This is a genomic window from Streptomyces sp. NPDC051921 (genome assembly GCF_040680975.1).
Classification (GTDB): domain Bacteria; phylum Actinomycetota; class Actinomycetes; order Streptomycetales; family Streptomycetaceae; genus Streptomyces.
This window is the reverse complement of the sequence record NZ_JBFAXU010000002.1, coordinates 91,966-113,188: the sequence shown is the minus strand read 5'-3', so window position 1 is coordinate 113,188 and position 21,223 is coordinate 91,966. Positions and strand designations below refer to the sequence as shown.

13 protein-coding genes are annotated in these 21,223 nt (G+C 73.3%); 6 read left to right on the top strand and 7 right to left on the bottom strand.

What is annotated here, in order from left to right; translation table 11 throughout:
• Positions 1-90 precede the first annotated feature (90 nt).
• Positions 91-666, top strand: coding sequence for a hypothetical protein (locus tag AB0M16_RS03155; RefSeq protein WP_365338131.1), 576 nt, complete (start codon positions 91-93; stop codon positions 664-666).
• Positions 663-1,658, top strand: a complete 996-nt coding sequence (locus AB0M16_RS03150) for a nucleotidyl transferase AbiEii/AbiGii toxin family protein (RefSeq protein WP_365338129.1) — start codon at positions 663-665, stop codon at positions 1,656-1,658. The genes AB0M16_RS03155 and AB0M16_RS03150 overlap by 4 nt, the downstream gene beginning before the upstream one ends.
• On the opposite strand, the gene thrS is transcribed toward AB0M16_RS03150, so the two are convergent.
• Together thrS and AB0M16_RS03140 are read right to left on the bottom strand one after the other, a co-directional pair.
• Positions 1,655-2,923, bottom strand: a complete 1,269-nt coding sequence (gene thrS, locus AB0M16_RS03145) for a threonine--tRNA ligase (RefSeq protein ID WP_365338127.1) — start codon at positions 2,921-2,923, stop codon at positions 1,655-1,657. The genes AB0M16_RS03150 and thrS overlap by 4 nt on opposite strands.
• A gap of 190 nt (positions 2,924-3,113) precedes the next feature.
• Positions 3,114-3,686 carry a DUF6817 domain-containing protein gene (locus AB0M16_RS03140; RefSeq protein ID WP_365338125.1) on the bottom strand — a complete coding sequence of 191 codons (573 nt, stop codon included), beginning with the start codon at positions 3,684-3,686 and terminating at the stop codon, positions 3,114-3,116.
• Positions 3,687-3,818: 132 nt separating this feature from the next.
• On the opposite strand from AB0M16_RS03140, the gene AB0M16_RS03135 reads away from it, so the two are divergent.
• Positions 3,819-6,059, top strand: coding sequence for a UvrD-helicase domain-containing protein (locus AB0M16_RS03135; RefSeq protein WP_365338123.1), 2,241 nt, complete (start codon positions 3,819-3,821; stop codon positions 6,057-6,059).
• Here the strand turns inward: AB0M16_RS03135 and glgB are convergent.
• The 5 genes from glgB to AB0M16_RS03110 form a co-directional block, all read right to left on the bottom strand.
• Positions 6,046-8,328, bottom strand: a complete 2,283-nt coding sequence (gene glgB, locus AB0M16_RS03130) for a 1,4-alpha-glucan branching enzyme (RefSeq protein WP_365338121.1) — start codon at positions 8,326-8,328, stop codon at positions 6,046-6,048. The genes AB0M16_RS03135 and glgB overlap by 14 nt on opposite strands.
• Positions 8,329-8,592: 264 nt before the next feature.
• Positions 8,593-9,942 carry a maltokinase gene (locus AB0M16_RS03125; protein ID WP_365338119.1) on the bottom strand — a complete coding sequence of 450 codons (1,350 nt, stop codon included), beginning with the start codon at positions 9,940-9,942 and terminating at the stop codon, positions 8,593-8,595.
• A gap of 244 nt (positions 9,943-10,186) precedes the next feature.
• Complete coding sequence (treS, locus tag AB0M16_RS03120) at positions 10,187-11,881, bottom strand: maltose alpha-D-glucosyltransferase (RefSeq protein ID WP_365338117.1); 1,695 nt, start codon at positions 11,879-11,881, stop codon at positions 10,187-10,189.
• Positions 11,878-13,872 (bottom strand): alpha-1,4-glucan--maltose-1-phosphate maltosyltransferase, encoded by a 1,995-nt coding sequence (locus AB0M16_RS03115; protein WP_365338115.1) that lies wholly within the window; start codon positions 13,870-13,872, stop codon positions 11,878-11,880. Before AB0M16_RS03115 ends, treS begins: the two co-directional genes overlap by 4 nt.
• Positions 13,873-14,230: 358 nt before the next feature.
• Positions 14,231-15,160: an NmrA family NAD(P)-binding protein gene (locus AB0M16_RS03110; RefSeq protein ID WP_365338113.1), complete on the bottom strand. Its 930-nt coding sequence runs from the start codon at positions 15,158-15,160 to the stop codon at positions 14,231-14,233.
• A 119-nt stretch (positions 15,161-15,279) separates the two neighbouring features.
• On the opposite strand from AB0M16_RS03110, the gene AB0M16_RS03105 reads away from it, so the two are divergent.
• The 3 genes from AB0M16_RS03105 (at position 15,280) to glgP (ending at position 21,159) form a co-directional block, all read left to right on the top strand.
• A complete protein-coding gene (locus AB0M16_RS03105; protein WP_365338111.1) occupies positions 15,280-16,287 on the top strand; it encodes an AraC family transcriptional regulator in 1,008 nt (335 codons plus the stop codon).
• A gap of 840 nt (positions 16,288-17,127) precedes the next feature.
• Positions 17,128-18,228, top strand: coding sequence for a monodechloroaminopyrrolnitrin synthase PrnB family protein (locus AB0M16_RS03100; RefSeq protein WP_365338109.1), 1,101 nt, complete (start codon positions 17,128-17,130; stop codon positions 18,226-18,228).
• A 375-nt stretch (positions 18,229-18,603) separates the two neighbouring features.
• Positions 18,604-21,159 carry an alpha-glucan family phosphorylase gene (gene glgP, locus AB0M16_RS03095; RefSeq protein ID WP_365338107.1) on the top strand — a complete coding sequence of 852 codons (2,556 nt, stop codon included), beginning with the start codon at positions 18,604-18,606 and terminating at the stop codon, positions 21,157-21,159.
• Positions 21,160-21,223: the final 64 nt, after the last annotated feature.

Sequence of the window (21,223 nt, the reverse complement as noted above, 5' to 3'; positions counted from 1 at the left end):
GATCTCCCGTCGTCGTCGGCCATGAGCCTACGGGCGCACGGACCGGAAACCCGGATGAGCCCTGGTCTCCCGTCTGCCAGAATCGCTCCGGTGTACGAGACGCATGTGACGGTCCGGTGCCGGACCGAGGGGGAGCGGACCCGGCTCGAGGTGTGGGCGGCGGACCGGGGTCTGAAGGTCACCACCATCGTGCTCGCCCGCGGTCGGACGCCTGTCCAGCCGATGCTGACGCTGCCCGACCGGACCGGTCACCCGGCGGTCGTGGCCGGGTTGCGGGAGGCCGGCTTCGAGCCGGTGCGGGTCAAGGTCGAGACGGTGCCGTGGAGCACGGAGCCCGCGGGGCCCGGTGGGGGCTACTACGAGCACCACCTCAAACTGGCCCTGCCCGCCGCCTACGACCGGGCCGCGCTGGAGGCCCTCGTCGTGCCGCACGGTGCCCACGTCTCGTGGAACGCGCGTCGGGTCCTGCCGGGACCCGGCGGGCGGCACGAGCGCTTCGTGACCCAGCGGCACCCGGGACCGGCGGACGCGGCCGGCCGGGCCTGCGACGCGCTGGTCACGGCGCTGGCCGCCGCCGGGCACGAGCCGGTCGCGGAGGAGCGGGAGTTCGTCGTCTCCGACAGCGATCTGTCGTTGGACGAGGGTTGGTTGGAGGAGGCCGTATGAACACGAACGAGAACGCGGGGACCCCGTCGAGCCCGGACGGGCCGGTCACCCGGGCGGAGCCCGGTGTCGACCACGCGTGCCGCAGGGACGAGCTGCCGCACACCCTGACCGCCGGCATCGGCGACGCGGCCGTCCGGCACCGGGTCTTCGACCCGGCCCTCAAGCACTTCGACGAGGCCTACCGGCCCTCGGACGAGGTCGTCGAGGACCCGGAGCTGCGGGCCCGCTGGCAGGAGGCCCGGCGGTCGGCCCTCGACCTGGTCCTCGCGGCCGTCGCCGGCTCGCCGTGGGCCGACTCGCTCGTGCTGCGCGGCAGCATGCTGATGTCGGCCTGGTTCGGCGAGGCCGCCCGCGCGCCGAAGGACATCGACTTCGTCGTCGTTCCCGAGACCTGGCGCATCGAGGACCCGCGCACCCGGGCCATGCTCGACGGCATCGCCGAGGCGGCGGAGCGGCTCGCCGCGGTGCGCGGCACCGGCCTGTCGGTCTCGGCGGCCGGCGCCGTCTCCGAGCGCATCTGGACGTACGAGCGGGTGCCCGGCCATCGGCTGGTCCTGCCCTGGAAGGCCCCGGGCCTGCCGGGCGGCCAGGTCCAGCTCGACTTCGTCTTCCAGGAACGCCTCCCGACCCCGCCGCGCCAGGCCGAGGTCGCCGGGGTGCGGCTGCCGGCCGCGGACCGGGAACTGTCCCAGGCGTGGAAGCTCATGTGGTTGAGCTGCGACATGTATCCCCAGGCCAAGGACCTGTACGACGCCGTCCTGCTCGCCGAGAGCTGCGCCGTGCCGCTCGCCCTCCTGGAGACGGTGCTGCGCGAGGCGGACGAGTGGCCGGGGCGGCCGGACGAGCCGCTGCACCTGGGGATGTTCGAGAACGCCCTCCGAGAGGTGGACTGGGACGGCTTCGACGACGCCCACCCGGACACCGAGACCGCGAGGCGGGACCTCGGCGCCCGGCTGCTGGCCGCCCTCGCCCCGGTGTTCGGGGCCTCCTAGCCGACCCACAGGTCGGTGGCGCGGGACCTCACCGAGTCGCTCATCCGGTCGACGAGTTCCGCCGCCGGCAGCGGGTCGGGCCGCCGACCGTCGCGGAGGCGCACGGAGACGCGGTCGGCGGCGGCTTCTCCGGCGCCGATGACCGCCTGGTACGGGACGAGCCTGGCCTCGCGGACGCGGGCGCCCAGGCTGCCGCGTTCCGGGCCGAGGACCTCGGCGCGCAGGCCGAGTCCGGCGCAGCGGTCGGCGAGCCGGGTGGCGGCCTCGTGCTCGGCGTCCGAGATCGGCAGGACGGCGAGCTGGACCGGGGCGAGCCAGGCGGGGAAGGCGCCGGCGTGGTGTTCGACGAGGTGGGCGACGGCGCGCTCCACGCTGCCGATGACGGAGCGGTGGATCATCACGGGCCGGTGCTTGGCGCCGTCGGAGCCGATGTAGTGCAGGTCGAACTGCTCGGGCTGGTGGAAGTCGACCTGGACGGTCGAGAGGGTGGACTCCCGGCCGGCCGGGTCGGCGACCTGCACGTCGATCTTGGGACCGTAGAACGCGGCCTCCCCCTCGGCCTCCTCGTAGGCGACCCCGGAGGCGTCCAGGACCTGCCGCAGCAGGGCGATCGACCGCTCCCACTTCTCGGGCGCGGCGACGTACTTGCCGCCGGGGCCGGGCAGCGAGAGGCGGTGGCGGACGGGCGCGATGCCCAGGTCGGCGTGCGCCCGCCGGATCAGGTCGAGGGCGCCCGCGGCCTCCTCGGCGACCTGGTCGAGGGTGCAGAAGATGTGGGCGTCGTTGAGCTGGATGCCCCGGACACGGGTGAGTCCGCCGAGCACCCCGGACAGTTCGGAGCGGAACATCCCTCCCAACTCGGCCATGCGCAGTGGAAGTTCGCGGTAGCTGTGCGGTCGCGAGCGGAAGATGACGGCATGGTGGGGGCAGAGGCTCGGCCGCATCACGAACTGCTCGCCGCCGACCTCCATGGGCGGGAACATGTCGTCGCTGTAGTGCGACCAGTGCCCGGAGATCTCGTACAGTTCCCGCTTCCCGAGCACGGGCGAGTACACGTGCCGGTACCCGGCCCGCCGCTCGGCCTCGCGTACGTACTCCTCCAGCACGTGCCGCACGACGGCACCGTCGGGCAGCCAGTACGGCAGCCCGGCCCCGATCAGCGGATCGGTGTCGAACAGGCCCAGCTCGCGGCCCAGCCTGCGGTGGTCGGCGTTCTTCCCGGCGTTCTTGCCGGGGTTCTTCTCCACGGTCTTCTCGGCGTTCACGGCCACTCCTCGTTGCGGTGGGGGAGGAGCGAGCGCCCGGCCGGCACGGCGAAGCCCCGGGGCACTCGCCCCGGGGCTTCGGACAAAGACAGCTGTCAGCGCGCCGGGACACTCTCCGGCGTCGTCGTGATCATGGCAGCGCGCTTCATGCGCCAGACGCTAGCAGGGGGCATGGCGGTGGCGCGCGGGATTAACGCTCCGGGCCCCCCGGGGCGAGGACGCCCCGGACGTCCGCGAACGCCCGCTCGCTCAGCAGCGGGCGCCAGCGGGTGAAGAGGCTCAGCAAGGGGCCGCCGTGCCGGGAGCGGAATTCCGGGTTCACCGCCGCCAGGTCCAGCTCGTTGGCCGCCGTGATTTCGGCGAAGTCCGCGAGGCGGGCGGGGCCGGGGGTGAATGTCGCACCGGTGAATCGGTCGCGGAAGGGGGCGTCCCGGGCCGGCAGGTGGGGGTAGGTGAATTTCCGGTCGCAGCTCGCGTAGAGGTGCACGAGCTGCTCCGCCTCCGGGCCGATCGCCGCCGCGAGCTCGGCGCGACGGTCCAGCGGGAGCAGGCTCTCGGCGAAGCCGTCGGTGCCGTAGAAGGCGTGGCAGAGGCCGGCGAGGCGCAGGTCGGGGCGGGCGTTCCAGGCGGCGAGGCGGGTCTCGACGCGGTCGAGGTGGGCCAGGAGCGTGCCGCCGGGATGGTCGAGGGCGGCTGCGCCGCACGTGACGAGCAGGGCGCGGGCCGCCTCTGGGGCGGCGGGGTCGGACGGGTCGCTTCCCATGGGGCACAAAAATACCCCGGACTAGAATTGACAGCCGGGGTGATGGTTCACGTATATTTGTGGATTCCGTGTCCGGGCATAGCGAAGACACGTGAAGTTCACTGAATGCACTGTATCGCGTCGGGAGTCGAATTGTCAACCGAAGAATTTCGGAACGAGCAGAGATTCATCACCGAGCTCTACGCGCGACTCGACCACCTGAGGGACCAGGCCGAGGCCGGGGTCGCCGACGCCCTCGCCACCTCCGGCGAGGGCAGTGCCCAGGCCCGGCTCGAACGCGACGTCCTCGTCGCCGAGCAGTCCGGACTGCTCTCCGCCCTCAACGCCGGGGAGACCGGGCTCTGCTTCGGCCGGCTCGTCTTCAAGGACGGCCACGACCACCACATCGGGCGGATCGGCATCCGCCGCGACGACGCCGACCACACCCCGCTCGTCGTCGACTGGCGCGCCGACGTCGCCCGGCCGTTCTACCTCGCCACCGGCTACGAGCCCATGGGCCTGCGCCGCCGCCGGCACATCACCACCAAGGGCCGCGAGGTCGTCTCGCTCCACGACGAGGTCCTCGACCTCGCCGACGGCACGCGCACCGGCCACGAGAACCGCGACGCCGACGAGGTGCTGCTCGCCGCGCTCGACGCCGCCCGCACCGGCCGCATGCACGACATCGTGCAGACCATCCAGGCCGAGCAGGACGCCATCATCCGCTCCCCGCACCGCGGTGTCCTCGTCGTCGAGGGCGGGCCCGGGACGGGGAAGACCGCGGTCGCCCTGCACCGCGCCGCGTACCTCCTCTACGCCCACCGCGAGCAGCTCGCCCGGCGCGCCGTGCTCATCGTCGGCCCCAATCCGGCCTTCCTCGGCTACATCGGCAACGTCCTGCCCTCTCTCGGCGAGACCGGTGTCCTGCTCGCCACCCCCGGCGAGCTCTTCCCCGGCGTCCACGCCACCGGCACCGACACCCCGCGCGCCGCCGCCGTCAAGGGCTCGGCGCGGATGGCCGACGCGCTGGCCAAGGCCGTCGCCGACCGCCAGCAGGTGCCCGAACGCGGCGAGCCGCTGATCGTGCCCCACGAGGACGGCGACCTGGTCATCGACTGGGACATGGCCCTGGAGGCCCGGCACAAGGCCCGCGAGACCTTCCTCCCGCACAACCTGGCCCGCCCCTACTTCGTCTTCCACGTCCTCGACGCGCTCGCCGAGCAGCTCGCGGACCGGATCGGCGCCGACCCGTACGGCGGCCCCAACTTCCTCGGTCCCGACGACCGCGCCCTGCTCGCCAAGGGCGTCGCCGCCAACCCCGACGTGCACGCCGCGCTCGACACCCTCTGGCCGCCGCTCACTCCGCAGGAGTTCCTCGCCGACTACCTCGCCGAGCCCACCCACCTCGACGACGCGGCGGACCTGGCGGCCGTCCGGCGGCCCGCCGGCGCCCCCTGGACCCCCGGCGACGTGCCGCTCCTCGACGAGGCCGCCGAGCTCCTCGGCGAAGACGACTCCGCCGCGCGCGCCGCCGAGGAGGCCGAGCGGCAGAAGCAGATCCAGTACGCGCAGGGCGTCCTCGACGTCTCGTTCGCCTCGCGCACCTACGAGTTCGAGGACAAGGAGGAGCTCGACAAGGACGCCTCCGAGGTGCTGTCCGCGCACGACATCATCGACGCCGAGCGCTTCGCCGAGCGGCACGAGGAGGCGGACCACCGCAGTGCCGCCGAGCGCGCCGCCGCCGACCGCACCTGGGCGTTCGGGCACATCATCGTGGACGAGGCGCAGGAGCTGTCCGCGATGCTGTGGCGGCTGCTCATGCGCCGCAGCCCCACCCGCTCCATGACCCTGGTCGGTGACCCGGCGCAGACCGGCGACCCGGCCGGCGTCGGCGCCTGGCAGGACATCCTCGCGCCGTACGTGGCGGACCGCTGGGAGCTCGTGCGGCTGGGCGTCAACTACCGCACCCCGGCCGAGATCATGGCGGTCGCCGCCGACGTACGGCGGGCCGCCGACCCGCGGTTCGAGCCGCCGCGCTCGGTCCGGTCCACCGGTGTCCAGCCCTGGGACCGTACGGCGGAGGACCCGGTGAAGGAGACCGCCGACGCGGTCGCCGCCGAGCTGCGGCCCGACGGGCGGCTCGCCGTCATCGCGCCCGGGGAGCTGCACCCCGAGCTGATCGCCGCGCTCCCCGACGCGTCGCACGGGCCGAAGCCCGACCTGACGAGCCCGGTCGTGCTGCTCGACCCCCGTCAGGCCAAGGGCCTCGAGTTCGACACCGTCCTGGTCGTCGACCCCGACGGCATCCGGGCCGGCGCCACGCACGGCATCAACGACCTGTACGTGGCGCTGACCCGGGCCACTCAGCGGCTCGGCGTCATCAGGCGGGCCTGAGCCACACGGTGGCGAGCGGGGGCAGTGTCATCCGCACGCTCGACGCCCGCCCGTGCCAGGGCACCGACTCGGTCTTCACCGGGTCGGTGCCGACCACGTCACCGCCGCCGTACCGCGCCGCGTCCGTGTTCAGGACCTCCGACCAGGCCGCGAAGGTGTCCGGCACGCCCAGCCGGTAGTCGTGCCGCACCACCGGGGAGAAGTTGCAGACCGCGAGCAGCGGGGCGCCGATCGCGTCGAAGCGGAGGAAGGCGAAGACGTTGTCCTCCGCCGCGTCGCCCGTGATCCACTGGAAGCCCTCCGGGGAGGTGTCCCGCTCCCACAGCGCGGGCGTCGCCCCGTAGACCGTGTTCAGGTCGCGCACCAGGTCGCGCACGCCCCGGTGGTCACCGGCCGAGTGGTAGGTCTCGTCCATCAGCCACCACTCGGGGCCGTGCTCCGCGGACCACTCGGCGCCCTGCGCGAACTCCTGCCCCATGAAGAGGAGTTGCTTGCCCGGGTGGGCCCACATGAAGCCCAGGTAGGCGCGGTGGTTGGCGCGCCGCTGCCACCAGTCGCCGGGCATCTTCGACACGAGCGCGCGCTTGCCGTGCACGACCTCGTCGTGGGAGATGGGCAGGATGTAGTTCTCGCTGTACGCGTACACCATCGAGAAGGTCATCTCGTGGTGGTGGTACTTGCGGTGCACCGGATCCTTCTCGACGTAGCCGAGGGAGTCGTGCATCCAGCCCATGTTCCACTTCATGCCGAAGCCGAGCCCGCCGAAGCCGCCCGGGCCCACCTGGTCGGTCGGCCGGGTCACCCCGTCCCAGGCGGTGGACTCCTCGGCGAAGGTGACGACCCCCGGGCAGCGCTTGTAGACCGTGGCGTTCATCTCCTGCAGGAAGGCCACCGCGTCCAGGTTCTCCCGCCCGCCGAACTCGTTCGGCAGCCACTCGCCGTGCTCGCGCGAGTAGTCCAGGTAGAGCATCGAGGCGACCGCGTCCACCCGCAGGCCGTCGATGTGGAACTGCTCGCACCAGTACACGGCGTTGGCGACCAGGAAGTTCCGCACCTCCTTGCGGCCGTAGTCGAATTCCAGCGTCCCCCAGTCGGGATGGGCCGACCGCCGCGGGTCCTCGTGCTCGTACAGGGGCCGCCCGTCGAACTCGGCGAGAGCCCAGTCGTCCCGCGGGAAGTGCGCGGGCACCCAGTCCATCAGGACCCCGATGCCGGCCCGGTGCAACGCGTCCACCAGGAACCGGAAGTCGTCGGGGGTGCCCATGCGGGCGGTCGGCGCGTAGAAGCCGGTGACCTGGTAGCCCCAGGAACCGTGGAAGGGGTGCTCGGCGACCGCCATGAACTCCACGTGGGTGAAGCCCAGATCGGCGGCGTACGCGGGCAGCTGCTCGGCCAGCTGCCGATAGGTCAGGCCGGGCCGCCAGGACGGCAGGTGCACCTCGTAGACGGAGATCGGCGCCTCGTGGTGCGGCCGGGCCCCGCGCCGTGCCATCCAGTCCTCGTCCTGCCACACGTGGTGGTCGGCGGTCACGACCGAGGCGGTGTTCGGCGGGCACTCGGTGCGGCGGGCCATCGGGTCGGCGCGGACGGTGTGCGAGCCGTCCGGGCGGGCGATGTCGAACTTGTAGTGCGCGCCCTCGCCGATACCCGGCACGAACAGCTCCCACACGCCCGTCGAGCCGAGCGAGCGCATCGGCAGCGCGCTGCCGTCCCAGAAGGTCCAGTCGCCGGTGACGCGGACGCCGCGGGCGTTCGGTGCCCACACGGTGAAGCGGGTCCCGGCGACCCCCTGGTGCGTCATCACCCGCGCCCCGAGCGCCGTCCACAGCTCCTCGTGCCGGCCCTCGCCGATCAGGTGCAGGTCGAGGTCGCCGAGCGCCGGCAGGAAGCGGTACGGGTCCTCCAGGGGCAGCTCGTCGGCGTCGTAACGGACGCGCAGCTCGTACGCGGGGACCTTGCGGAGCAGCGGGACGAGGGCGGAGAACAGCCCGTCGCCCTCGTCGTGCAGCTCGACCCGGCGTCCCTTGGGCAGCAGGACGGCGACCTCCGTGGCCCACGGCCGGAGCACCCGGACGGCGATCCCGCCCTTGACCGGGTGAGCGCCGAGCACCCCGTGCGGGTCGTGGTGCTCACCGGCGAGAAGCCGGGCCCGGTCGCCCGGGTCGAGCGGGGGCGCCTTCCGTACGGCGGCCCGATCCGGCTTGACCTCGGCGCGGGGCGCGGGCGTCTTCGGCTTGCGGGCGGTCCTGCCTGCGGATCGGGCGGTCACCGGAATGCCTCCTGGAGGGGTGGGAGCGGGTGGGGGTGCGGGGCTGCGGGGCCCGGCGGTTTCCACGCAAGCGCAACGCGGCGCGCCCCGCGCGGGACACTCGGCCGAACGGGCCTCGTCGCCCGCCCCGCAGGCCGCGCGAACGGGCCGGCCGCGTCGATTGGTCCGAACGGGGGCGGCGCCGCGCCCCCTCCGGGTGGAGCTCGGCCGCTTCGGGCGTGCCGTGCCCCCGCCCGTCCCGGGCGGGGGCACCGTGCGTCGGCGTCACGCGTCCCCCGCCAGGCGTTCGATCGCCGCCATGGGCACCGGGAGCCAGTCCGGGCGGTGGCGGGCCTCGTAGACGACCTCGTAGACCGCCTTGTCGGTCTCGTAGGCGCGCAGGAGGTCCGGGTGGTCGCGGGGATCCGTGCCGGAGGCCTCCGCGTAGCCGGCGCAGTAGGCGGCGCGGCAGCGGGCGGCCCAGGCGGCGTTCCAGGGGCGGTGGGTACGGGCCGCGTAGTCGAACGAGCGGAGCATGCCGGCGATGTCGCGGACGGGCGGCTGGGTGCTGCGGCGCTCGTCCAGCGGCTTGGCCGGCTCGCCCTCGAAGTCGATCACCGCCCACGCGCCGTCGGAGCCCCGCAGCGTCTGCCCGAGGTGCAGGTCGCCGTGGATGCGCTGGAGGCGGCCCGCACCGAGGGAGTCCCCGGCCGCCGCGAACACGGCCCGCAGGCCCGGCACGTACGGCAGCAGGGCCGGCACGGCCTGCGCGGCGGCGTGCAGCCGGGCGTCCATGGCGGCCGCCACGTGCCGGGCCCCCTCGCGCCGGAGCCGCTCGGTCGGCAGGGCGGTCGCGAGCGCGAGGTGCACCTCGGCCGTGGCCCGGCCGAGGGCGTGGGCCTCGGTGGTGAACTCCCGTCCGTCGGCCAGCGCGTCGAGCGCGAGCCGCCAGCCGTCCCGCGAGTCGCGGAGGTAGGGCTGGAGGACGCCCAGCGTCGCGGCGCCGGTCTCGAACCAGGCGACCGGGGCCGGGACGCGTTCGCAGCCCGCCCGGGAAAGGGCGAGCGGCAGCTCCAGATCCGGGTTGGCGCCCGGGCTGACCCGCCGGAAGATCTTCAGGATGAACGAATCTCCGTAGACCAGCGACGAGTTGGACTGCTCGGCGTCCAGCATCCGGGGGGCGAGGGCGGGCGGCAGCGCGGTCGTGGCGTGGAAGCGCAGCGGGCCGTTCCGCCCGGGGCTGCGCAGGCGTTCGTAGAGCAGTCCGGCGAGCCGCGGGTCGCGCAGGCCCTCGTAGACCGCCCGTCCCGCGAGCGGGCCCTGGCGGATCCGGCCGATCAGGGCCGGGGCGAGGCGCGGCGGCAGCTGGGGCCTCACGCCGAGGAGCAACTGGTAGCAGTCGGCGGGCGTTCCGGCCGGGCGTCCCGGCTGTTCGACCCGTACGAGGAGATGGAGGAGTCCGGGTCCGGTGCCGTCCAGCGGCAGTAGCTCGGTGGCCGCGTCCAGGGTGAATCCGGTGACCCGGCGGCCCTTGCCCGCGAACCAGCGCTGCCGGGGCAGCCAGCTGTGCAGCAGGGGTGTGAGCGACGGAAGGAGGGCGTCGGGGGCCCGGGTGGTGGATGCGGTCTCCGGCATGGCATCGCGTCCTTTCCCCGGGGTGCGCAAGGGCAGTTCGTATGCATTCAAATGCGCAGATTGTCCCGGATGGCGGCTTCGGCTGTCCGGCTGTGCGGGACGTGTCGGGAGGGGAAGATTCGTATGGGCCCGGTGAGAAGGCCCGGATGGACCTGAGCTGACCTGAATCACCTGAATCGTGTGAGGGACACAGTTCCCTGTGTGGGGCGGGGGAAACCGCCCCACACGCTCAATTGACGGTACTTCAGGAACGCTTGAGGCGGAACCAGTAGAAACCGTGCCCGGCCAGCGTCAACAGGTACGGCCACTCTCCGATCGCCGGGAACTTCACCCCGCCGATCAGCTCCACCGGCTTCACCCCGTCGAAGCGCCGCAGGTCGAGCTCCGTCGGCTGCGCGAACCGGGAGAAATTGTTCACGCACAGCACCTGGTCGTCGCCGTCCTCGCGGAGGAAGGCGAGCACCGCCGGGTTCGTCGACGGGAGTTCCGTGTACGAGCCCGTCCCGAAGGCGCGGTTCTGCTTACGGATCTCGATCATCCGTTTCGTCCAGTGCAGCAGCGAGGACGGCGAGGCCATCCCCGCCTCCACGTTGGTCACCTGGTAGCCGTGCACCGGGTCCATGATGGTCGGCAGGTAGAGCCGCCCCGGATCGCACGAGGAGAAGCCCGCGTTGCGGTCCGGGGTCCACTGCATCGGGGTGCGCACCCCGTCCCGGTCGCCCAGCCAGATGTTGTCGCCCATGCCGATCTCGTCGCCGTAGTACAGCACCGGCGAGCCCGGCAGCGAGAAGAGCAGGGCGGTGAACAGCTCCATCTGCTTGCGGTCGTTGTCGAGGAGCGGGGCCAGCCGGCGCCGGATGCCGATGTTGGCCCGCATGCGCGGGTCCTTGGCGTACTCGGCGTACATGTAGTCGCGCTCTTCGTCGGTCACCATCTCGAGGGTGAGCTCGTCGTGGTTGCGCAGGAAGATGCCCCACTGGCAGCCGGAGGGGATCTCCGGGGTCTTGGCGAGGATCTCGGAGACCGGGTACCTCGACTCGCGCCGCACGGCCATGAAGATCCGCGGCATCACCGGGAAGTGGAAGGCCATGTGGCACTCGTCGCCGCCCGAGCGGAAGTCGCCGAAGTAGTCGACGACGTCCTCCGGCCACTGGTTGGCCTCGGCGAGCAGGACCCGGTCCGGGTAGTGCTCGTCGATCTCCTTGCGGACCGTCCTGAGGAAGTCGTGGGTGGCCGGGAGGTTCTCGCAGTTGGTGCCCTCCTCCTGGTAGAGGTACGGCACGGCGTCGAGACGGAAGCCGTCGATGCCCAGGTCCAGCCAGAAGCGAAGGGCGGACAGGATCTCCTCCTGCACCTTCGGGTTCTCGTAGTTGAGGTCGGGCTGGTGCGAGAAGAAGCGGTGCCAGTAGTACTGCTTGCGCACCGGGTCGAAGGTCCAGTTGGACGTCTCGGTGTCGACGAAGATGATCCGGGCGTCCGCGAACTGCTTGTCGTCGTCGGACCAGACGTAGTAGTCGCCGTACGGCCCGTCCGGGTCGCTGCGGGACTCCTGGAACCACGGGTGGGCGTCGCTCGTGTGGTTCATGACGAAGTCGATGATCACGCGCATCCCGCGCGCGTGGGCCGCGTCCACGAACTCCACGAAGTCGGCGAGGTCCCCGAACTCGGGCAGCACGGAGGTGTAGTCGGCGACGTCGTAGCCGCCGTCCCGCAGCGGGGACTTGAAGAACGGCGGCAGCCAGAGGCAGTCCACGCCCAGCCACTGGAGGTAGTCCAGTCGGGACGTGATGCCCTTCAGGTCGCCGACTCCGTCGCCGTTGCTGTCCTGGAAGGAACGGACCAGGACCTCGTAGAAGACCGCCCGCTTGAACCACTCGGGATCGCGGTCCTTGGCGGGGGTGTCCTCGAAGGTGTCGGGGACGGGTTCGTTGACTGTCATTTTGTGGGTGACCCTCCGGTCTGCGGGGACGGTCGCAGGGCGAATACGTGCGCGGGTGTGACACCCGGCTCCAGGCGCGCGTAGTTCGACCTGCCCCAGTGATAGGTCTCGCCGGTGAGCTCGTCGCGCACCGGCACGGTCTCGTGCCAGCCGAGGCCGAGTTCCGGCATGTTCAACGAGACCGTGGCCTCCTGGGTGTGGTGGGGATCGAGGTTGGCGACCACCAGGACGGTGTTCGACCCCGACCGCTTGCTGTACGCGATCACCGCGTCGTTGTCGGTCTGGTGGAAGGTCAGGTTCCGCAGCCGTCGCAGGGCCGGGTGGCGGCGCCTGATCCGGTTCAGTGCGGTGATCAGCGGGCTGATCGAGGCGCCCGAGCGCTCCGCGGACTCCCAGTCGCGCGGGCGCAGTTGGTACTTCTCGGAGTGCAGGTACTCCTCGCTGCCGTCCCGCAGGGCGGTGCCCTCGCACAGCTCGTAGCCGGCGTACATGCCCCAGGTGGGGGAGAGGGTGGCGGCGAGCACCGCGCGCACCTCGAAGGCCGGCCGGCCGCCGTTCTGGAGGTAGGCGTGCAGGATGTCCGGGGTGTTCACGAAGAAGTTGGGCCGCATGTGGGCGGCGGCGTCCCCGGTGAGCTCCGTGAGGTACTCGGTGAGCTCGTCCTTGGTGTTGCGCCAGGTGAAGTACGTGTACGACTGCTGGAAGCCGATCGCGCCGAGCGTGTGCATCATCGCCGGCCGGGTGAACGCCTCCGCCAGGAAGATCACGTCCGGGTCGGCCCCGTTGATCTCGCCGATCACGCGTTCCCAGAACACCACCGGCTTGGTGTGCGGATTGTCCACCCGGAAGATCCGCACCCCGTGGTCCATCCAGTGCCGCAGCACCCGCACGGTCTCGGCGACGATCCCGTCCATGTTGTCGCCGGCCTTGTCGAACGCGATCGGATAGATGTCCTGGTACTTCTTCGGCGGGTTCTCGGCGTAGGCGATCGAGCCGTCCGGCCGGCGGGTGAACCACTCCGGGTGCTTCTCCACCCACGGATGGTCCGGCGAACACTGCAGGGCGAAGTCCAGCGCGATCTCCAGCCGCAGCTCGCGGGCCCTCGCCACGAAGGCGTCGAAGTCCTCGATCGTGCCCAGGTCCGGGTGGACCGCGTCGTGCCCGCCCTCCGGCGAGCCGATCGCCCACGGCACGCCCACGTCCTCGGGGCTCGCCGACAGGGAGTTGTCGGGGCCCTTGCGGTGGGTCACGCCGATCGGGTGGATCGGCGGCAGGTACACCACGTCGAAGCCCATCGCGGCGATGGCCGGGAGCCGCTCCGCCGCCGTGCGGAAGGTCCCGGGCCGCGTCCGGCCGCGGACCTTCCGCACCCCCTCGGAGCGCGGGAAGAACTCGTACCAGGACCCGAAGAGCGCCCGCTCCCGCTCCACCCGGAGCGGCAACTTGGGCGAGCAGCTGACCAGTTCGCGCAGCGGATGGGCCTCCAGGGCCGCCAGGACCCGGGGCGCGAGAGCCGCCGCGAGACGGACCGCGGCCGGCCGGGACTCGTCGCGCAGCGCGTCCGCGACGGCGAGCACCGCCTCCCGGCCGCCACCCTTCTTCGGCACGCCCTTGGCGGCCCGCTCGTGCAGCTCCGCGCCCTCGGCGAGGACGAGTTCGGAGTCGATGCCGGCCGGAATCTTGATCCTCGCGGTGTGCCGCCAGGTGGCGAGCGGGTCGCTCCAGGCCTCCACGGTGTACGTCCACAGGCCCTCGGCGTCCGGGGTGACCTCGGCGCCCCAGCGGTCGGTGCCGGGCGCGAGCTCCCGCATCGGGGTCCAGGGGCCGGGCCGGCCGGACGGGCCGCGCAGCACGACATTGGCGGCGACGGCGTCGTGCCCCTCCCGGAAGACGGTGGCCGTGACCTCGAAGGTCTCGCCCACCACCGCCTTCGCGGGGCGACGGCCACAGTCGACCAGAGGGCGGACGTCCAGTACGGGAATACGTCCCATGAGCGGGTTCACGGCATCACCTGACGGTTCGCGAGGGTGCGGGTGGTGTGCGCTCTTTCTAGCTCCGTCGACGGCCGGTGGAACGGGGGCATGGCCGCTCCGGTGCGGGTTCACTCGGATGGCGGGGCTGGATCCGGTACGGAGGGGTACGAGGAGGAGTCTTCGAAGGGATACGAGGAGGAGCCTTCCCCCCGTTTTCGGGTGGGCAATCCGGCTGTTTGTTAACTACTAGGGCGTAGCCGCACCGGCAAGAACACGTCCCGGACAAGAAACCGGCCCCGTCCTTGTGGGACGGGGCCGGTTCCCCCGGGTCCGGTCCGTGGCTCCGGGGCCCAGGAGGCCTTCCTGCGACAGGGGTTCAGGCCCGCTGCTCCTCCGTGTCGCTCGACCACACCTGCCAGGGCTGACGCGTCACCCACTCCTCGACCGGCGCCGGCGCCAGGCCGAGGGCGTCCGCCGACCCCCCGCCGTCGCCGGCCATCAGGAGCGGGTCGTCGCCGGTCGCCATGTAGTGGTAGATCCCGGCCACTCCGGCCGCGGTCTCCGGGCCGAGCAGTTGGGCGACGGCCCGCTCGAACAGCTCGGGACGCAGCGGCACATACCGCACGGTGCGCCCCAGGCCCCGCCCGAACGCCGCCGCCAGACCGGCACCCGTGAGCGAGAGCGCGCCGCCGACGTCGAAGGCGCGCCCGTCCAGGCCGTCCCGGGTCAGCGCCCCGTACGCCGCCTCCGCCAGGTCCCGGTGCGAGATCCACGCGGTCGGCGCGACCGCCGGCAGCGGATAGGCGAGCACGCCCTCGTTCACCAGCCCCGGTCCGTTCCAGCGCGAGAACAGGTTGTCCAGGTAGACCGGAGGGCGCACGACCACCAGCGGCACTCCGCTGTCCCTGAGCACCTCCTCGGCGATCCGGCGTGTCTCGAAGGCCGGCACCGACGTCGGCTCCTGCGGCATCCGCGTGTTGGTGTTGAACACCAGCCGCTCGACCCCGGCCGCGCGTGCCGCCCGGGCGACGTTCTCCGCGTAGGCGCGCACCCTCCCCGGCTCGTACATCAGGGGCATCGTCACGAACCCGTGCGTCACGCCCTCGAACAGGCGCCGCACGTCCATCGGCGCCGCCAGCTCCCCCGGCACGAACTCCGCCCCCGGCAGCGGTGGCCGGTCTCCTTCCGGGCGGCGGGTCAGGGCCCGCACCCGGTGGTGCCGCTCCACGAGCAGCCGGGCCACGGCGCCCCCTTGGAAGCCGGTCGCCCCCACGACCGCCACCCGCATCGGATTCAGACTGGACATGTGTCGATGAGGCCCTTCGATAGGCTGTGACCGCTGCCGTTCCGGTTGTCCTTCCAGGCTGGTGGCGGCGGTTCCATCCGTTCAATTAACAAACAGGGGCGGAAGTTGAAGGATCGTCCATGGACACCGTGGGAACCCCGGGCACTGACCGTCGTATTACCGCGCCGACCGGGCGGGGCCGGCCGGAGGCCGAGCACGACGACCTCCTGAGCGAACTCCTCAAACCGCTCCGCCTCACCGGCGTCTTCGACAGCCGCTGGCATGTCAGCGCCCCCTGGGCCATCGAGGGGGACGCCGAGGAGGGATGCGCCGTCCTCCACTACGTCGTCGAGGGCGGCTGCTGGATCACCGGCGCCGACCAGGCGCCGGTCGAACTGCGCGCCGGCGATCTCATCGTCTTCCCCACCGGCGCCGCGCACCGGCTCTCCGACCGGCCCGAGCGGCAGGGCCTGTCCCTCAAGGCCGTCCTGCCCGAACGCGATCCGGGCACCTCCGGCGAGATCCGCATCGACGGCACCGGGGACGAGAGCCGGCTGCTGTGCGCCGGACTCCACTACGACGCCGGCGCCGCCGGCGGCCTCTACCGCTCGCTGCCCTGGGCCCTCGTCCTCGACGGCGCCCAGGTCGACCGCGAGCCCCTGCTCCGCGACACGCTGCGGCTGCTCGCCTCCACCGACCGGCCCATCGGCCCCGGGGACCGGCTCATCACTCTGCGCGCCTTCGAGATGGCCCTCGTCCTCGCGCTCCGCCCGCTGCTGCGCGAACTCGCCGACAACCCGGCCTCCCTGCCGGTGCTGCGCCATCCCGGCATCAGCCGCGCCCTGGTGATGATCGCGACCCGGTTCACCGAACCCTGGACCATCGACTCCCTCGCCCGCGAGGTCGGCATGTCCCGCTCCGCCTTCACCGCCGCCTTCCGCGAGCTCGTCGGCGAGTCCCCGGCCCGGCACCTCACGGCCCGCCGCATGCAGGAGGCCGCCCGTCTCCTCACCGAGACCCACCTGCCCCAGTCGTCCGTCCCGCCGCGCGTCGGCTACCAGAGCGCCGTCGGCTTCCACCTCGCCTTCCGCAAGTGGTTCGGGATGACGCCGGGGGAGTACCGGACGGGGGTCGCCAGCGCCGCCTGACGCGGAACGGGTCCGCCCGGAGCGGTCGCCGGGCGGGCCCTCGGGCTTGGCCGGTTCTTAAGGAGCCCTGGACGGTCGTTCATTGCGCCCGGCGGCCCGGCCCGTGGAGTCTCGGAGCGGCACGGCCGCGGCGTCCCCCACGCACGACGGGTGCGGGGCCCCGCGGCACCCCGTGGCATCCCCGAGGAGAGGCGACACACCGGTGACGAGGTCCGGGCAGGAGTATCCGCGGGCCCCGCGCGACGGCCGGGGGATCCGGCTCGACGGCGCGTGCGTCAGGGACGCCACCGCCCACCCCGCCCTCCGCTCCGCGGCCTCCTCCACCCGGCCCTTCGACCTGGCCGCCGACCCCGGGCCGCGTTCCGTGCTGTTCGGGGACGGGGCGCACCGGGCGTGCCCCACGCCCCGCCCGTACGAGGACCAGGTCGCCCGGCGGGGGGCGTACGAGGTGCGGGCGGAGGCGCGTCACCGCCTCCTCTACCGGAGGCCCGACCACGCGGCCCCGGCGGCGGCGGTTCGACCACGGAACCGTCCGGTGAGCACCTCCCTCGCGCGCCGAGCCGCCGCCCGCGCGCTCCCCGCCCCCCACCTCACCGCCGCCACCGGCACGACCGGCACCACCGGAACCCCCACCCCCGCCGCCGAGACCGGCGGCCCCCGCACGGCGCCCCCGGAGGCGCCGTGTCCGACGGCGTCGCCGCGCCGCGCTCCGCACGGCCGCGCCTGCCCGCCCCCGCCACGGCGCCACCGCGCCGCCGCCGGGCGGGCGAACCGCGCTGACCGCCGCCCCGGGCGGTTCGCCGACCCCGACACCCACCTACCTCTCCCGAGGGGGCTTCCGTGACGCTGTACGACCTCGTCGTGCCCGGACTCGACGACCGCACCGACCCGCGCTACCGCATGGCCGACATACGCGCCGCCGACCCGCTCGGCGCGGACGCCGTACTCGCCGCCCTGCCCGCGATGAACGCCGACGCCGACGCCGCCGCGCTGACCGTGGCGCTGCGCGCGCTCGTCCCCGACGCCGACCGCGCCGCCGAATGGAACGTGGTCGCCGCGCTCGCCGCGATGCGCGACCTGGGCATCGTGCTCGGCTCGCTGAAACGTCACGGCGTGCAGCCCGTCGCCGCCGTCCCCGAGGTCCTGCCGATCCTCGAACTCCTCGGCAGGCGGACCGACATGGTGCCCCGCGACACCGTCCACCACTACACGGCCTGGAACCCGCCCGGACCCCGCCGGCGCACCTACACCGGCCACCCCATGGAGGCCCACCTCCAGGAGGCCGTACGGATGGCGTTCCCCGGGCTCGTCGCCGCCCTCGACACCTGCGCCCGCATCGCCCGGCTCGAACCGTACGACCCCGGCTTCGCCCTCGCCCTCGACCGCGTCGCCCACCACGTCCAGGCGGTCGTCGACGCCATCGACCTCACCGTCGCCCAGGTCACGCCCCAGTACTTCGCCGGCACCCTGCGCCCCTACTTCGAGGAGATCGACGTCGACGGGCGCAGCTACCTCGGCCCCGCCGCCGCCCAGGTCCCCCTCTGGCTGGTCGACCTGACGCTGTGGCAGTGCGACCGCTCGGACCCGGCCCACGACGTCTTCCTGACCGAGTCGCTGCCGTACGCCCTGCCGTCCTGGCGCGCCTTCCACGCCCGCCACCGCGGCGGTGTCTCCGCCGTGAGCAAGGTGTCCGCCGCCCTCAGCTGGGAGGGCGCCGACCGGCTGCCTCCGGAGCTCGCCGCCTCCGCCCGCTCCCTCACCCGGGTCCTGCACATCCTCAAGTCCTTCCGGGCCCGGCACACCACCCTCGCCCGCAAGGCCCACCACGAGGACCGGCGCCGGTACGAGGACGGCAGCGGCGGCGCTCCGGTCGCCCTGCTCCGCACGATCCTCGAACTCACGCGCGACAACGAGACGCTGGTCCGCCACGCCGTCGCCTGACCCCCCCCCCGCGTCGCCCCACGGAGAACCCCACGTCTCCCCCGGACCCCCCACGTCGTGCCGTGATCGCCGGCGGCGGCATCGCCGGGCTCACCGCCGCGCTCGCCCCGCACGCCGACGGCGTCCACCGGATCACCGTCGTCGGGGCCGCCCGCCGGGCCCGACCGCTCGGTGCCGGGCCCAGCCCCGGGCCGGGCGCCGCCGGCGGCGCCCGGCCCGGCCACGGCCGACCCGGGCTCCCCCTGCGGGCCGCCGTACCTCCCCGTGTGCGCCGGGGCGCGGTCCGCCCCGGTCGCCTAGGCTCCGGGGCGGAACAACGGAAGCACAGCGTGGTGCTTCCGCTCCGCTCCGTCACGGCCTGCGAAGGTGGAACACGTGAAGGCAATCCGTCGATTCACCGTGCGTCCCGTCCTCCCCGACACCCTTCGACCCCTCGCCGACCTGGCGCGCAACCTGCGCTGGTCCTGGCACGAACCCACCCGCGAGCTCTTCGAACACGTGGACCCCGAGGGTCTGCGCGCCGCCGACGGCGACCCCGTCCGCGCGCTCGGCGCCATCGACGCCGGCCGGCTCGCCGCGCTCGCCGCCGACCAGGACTTCCTGGCCCGCCTGCGGACCGCGGCCGAGGAGCTCGACCGCTATCTGACCGAGCCCCGCTGGTACCAGCGTCAGCCCGGCGAACCGCCCGCCTCGATCGCGTACTTCTCGCCCGAGTTCGGCGTCACCGCCGCCCTGCCCCAGTACTCCGGCGGCCTCGGCATCCTCGCCGGCGACCACCTCAAGGCCGCCAGCGACCTCGGCGTCCCGCTGATCGGCGTCGGACTGCTCTACCGCCACGGCTACTTCCGGCAGTCGCTCTCCCGCGACGGCTGGCAGCAGGAGCACTACCCCGTCCTCGACCCCGGCGAGCTGCCGGTCACCCTGCTCCGCGAGCCCGACGGCAGCCCCGCCCGGATCACCCTCGGGCTGCCCGGCGGGCGCAGCCTGCACGCCCACCTCTGGATCGCCCGGGTCGGCCGGGTCCCGCTGCTCATGCTCGACTCGGACGTCGAGGAGAACGAGCCGGGCGAGCGCGAGGTGACCGACCGGCTCTACGGCGGCGGCAGCGAGCACCGGCTGCTCCAGGAGATGCTCCTCGGCATCGGCGGGGTCCGCGCCGTCCGCGCGTACTGCCGGCTCACCGGCACGCCCGCGCCCGAGGTGTTCCACACCAACGAGGGCCACGCGGGATTCCTCGGCCTCGAACGCATCCGTGAACTGGGCGGCCGTGGGCTCGACTTCGACGCCGCCCTGGAGACCGTCCGGGCCGGCACGGTCTTCACCACCCACACCCCCGTGCCGGCCGGCATCGACCGCTTCGACCGGGCCCTGGTCGCCCGGCACCTCGGCGACGACGGGGCACTGCCCGGCGTCGACACCGCCCGGATCCTCGCCCTCGGTGACGAGACCCCGCTCGGCGGCGAGCCCGGGGTGTTCAACATGGCCGCGATGGGCCTGCGGCTCGCCCAGCGCGCGAACGGCGTCTCCACCCTCCACGGAGCCGTCAGCCGCGCCATGTTCGCCGGTCTCTGGCCCGGGTTCGACCCGGACGAGACCCCGCTCACCTCGATCACCAACGGCGTCCACGCCCCGACCTGGACCGCCCCCGAGGTCGCCCGGCTCGCCCCCGAGGTCTCCGACCGGGAGCTGTGGGAGCTGCGCCGCACCCTGCGCGAACGCCTGGTGGCGGACGTGCGGCAGCGGCTGCGGGCCTCGTGGCGACAGCGCGGTGCCGCGGCCGCCGAACTCGGCTGGACGGACACCGTCCTCGACCCGGACGTCCTCACCATCGGCTTCGCCCGCCGTGTCCCCTCGTACAAGCGGCTCACCCTGATGCTGCGCGACAAGGACCGGCTGCGTGCCCTGCTGCTGCATCCGGAGCGGCCGGTGCAGCTGGTCGTCGCGGGCAAGGCGCACCCGGCCGACGACGGCGGCAAGAGGCTCGTGCAGGAGCTGGTGCGGTTCGCCGACGACCCGCGGGTGCGGCACCGGATCGTCTTCCTGCCCGACTACGGGATGGGGATGGCGCGCGGGCTCTACCCGGGCTGCGACGTGTGGCTCAACAACCCGCTGCGACCCCTGGAGGCCTGCGGCACGAGCGGGATGAAGGCCGCCCTCAACGGCTGTCTCAACCTGTCGGTGCTGGACGGCTGGTGGGACGAGTGGTTCGAGCCAGACTTCGGCTGGGCCGTCCCGACGGCCGACGGGGCCGCGGCCCGCGACGAGGAGCGCCGCGACGACCTGGAGTCCGCGGCGCTGTACGAGCTGATCGAGCGCAGGGTCGCGCCGCGCTTCTACGACCGGGGTCCGGACGGCGTGCCGGCCGGCTGGACCGCGATGGTCCGGCGCACCCTCGCCGACCTCGGGCCGAAGGTGCTCGCCGACCGGATGGTCCGCGAGTACGTGGAGCGGCTCTACGCCCCGGCGGCCGCCGCGCACCGGCGGCTGCGCCCGGAGGAGGCGCGCGAACTCGCCGCCTGGAAGGCCAAGGTGCGCGGGGCCTGGCCGAAGGTGTCGGTCGACCACGTGGAGGTCGGTGACGGTCTGGAGGGGGACGCGGACGCGGAGCTGGGCGCGACCCCGGCGGTCCGGGTGCGGGTGGCGCTCGGGGAGCTCGGCCCGGAGGACGTCGAGGTGCAGGCGGTGACGGGCCGGGTGGACGCCGACGACCGGCTGCTCGACCCGCGCACGAGCGTGCTCAAGCCGGCGGGGCGTCCGGACCTGGACGGCAGGCTGCCGTACGCGGGCGCCCTGTCCCTGGACCGCACCGGTCCCTTCGGCTGCACGGTCCGGGTGCTGCCCACGCATCCGCTGCTGGCCCACCCGGCGGAACTGGGCCTGGTGGCGCTGCCGGTGGAGACGGCGGGGGAGGGCGGTGTGCTGCTGCGCTGACCCGTCCGGCGGTATGGTGAACTGCTGGTCTGGACCAGGGTCTTGACGTGTTCATGGGGTGCCT

Excerpts from the sequence above, each read along its gene's own strand:
- AB0M16_RS03115 (WP_365338115.1), bottom strand. The coding sequence starts at position 13,872 with ATGGGACGTATTCCCGTACTGGACGTCCGCCCTCTGGTCGACTGTGGC.
- AB0M16_RS03150 (WP_365338129.1), top strand. The coding sequence starts at position 663 with ATGAACACGAACGAGAACGCGGGGACCCCGTCGAGCCCGGACGGGCCG.
- AB0M16_RS03105 (WP_365338111.1), top strand. The coding sequence starts at position 15,280 with ATGGACACCGTGGGAACCCCGGGCACTGACCGTCGTATTACCGCGCCG.
- AB0M16_RS03110 (WP_365338113.1), bottom strand. The coding sequence starts at position 15,160 with ATGTCCAGTCTGAATCCGATGCGGGTGGCGGTCGTGGGGGCGACCGGC.
- treS (WP_365338117.1), bottom strand. The coding sequence starts at position 11,881 with ATGACAGTCAACGAACCCGTCCCCGACACCTTCGAGGACACCCCCGCC.
- AB0M16_RS03140 (WP_365338125.1), bottom strand. The coding sequence starts at position 3,686 with ATGGGAAGCGACCCGTCCGACCCCGCCGCCCCAGAGGCGGCCCGCGCC.
- AB0M16_RS03125 (WP_365338119.1), bottom strand. The coding sequence starts at position 9,942 with ATGCCGGAGACCGCATCCACCACCCGGGCCCCCGACGCCCTCCTTCCG.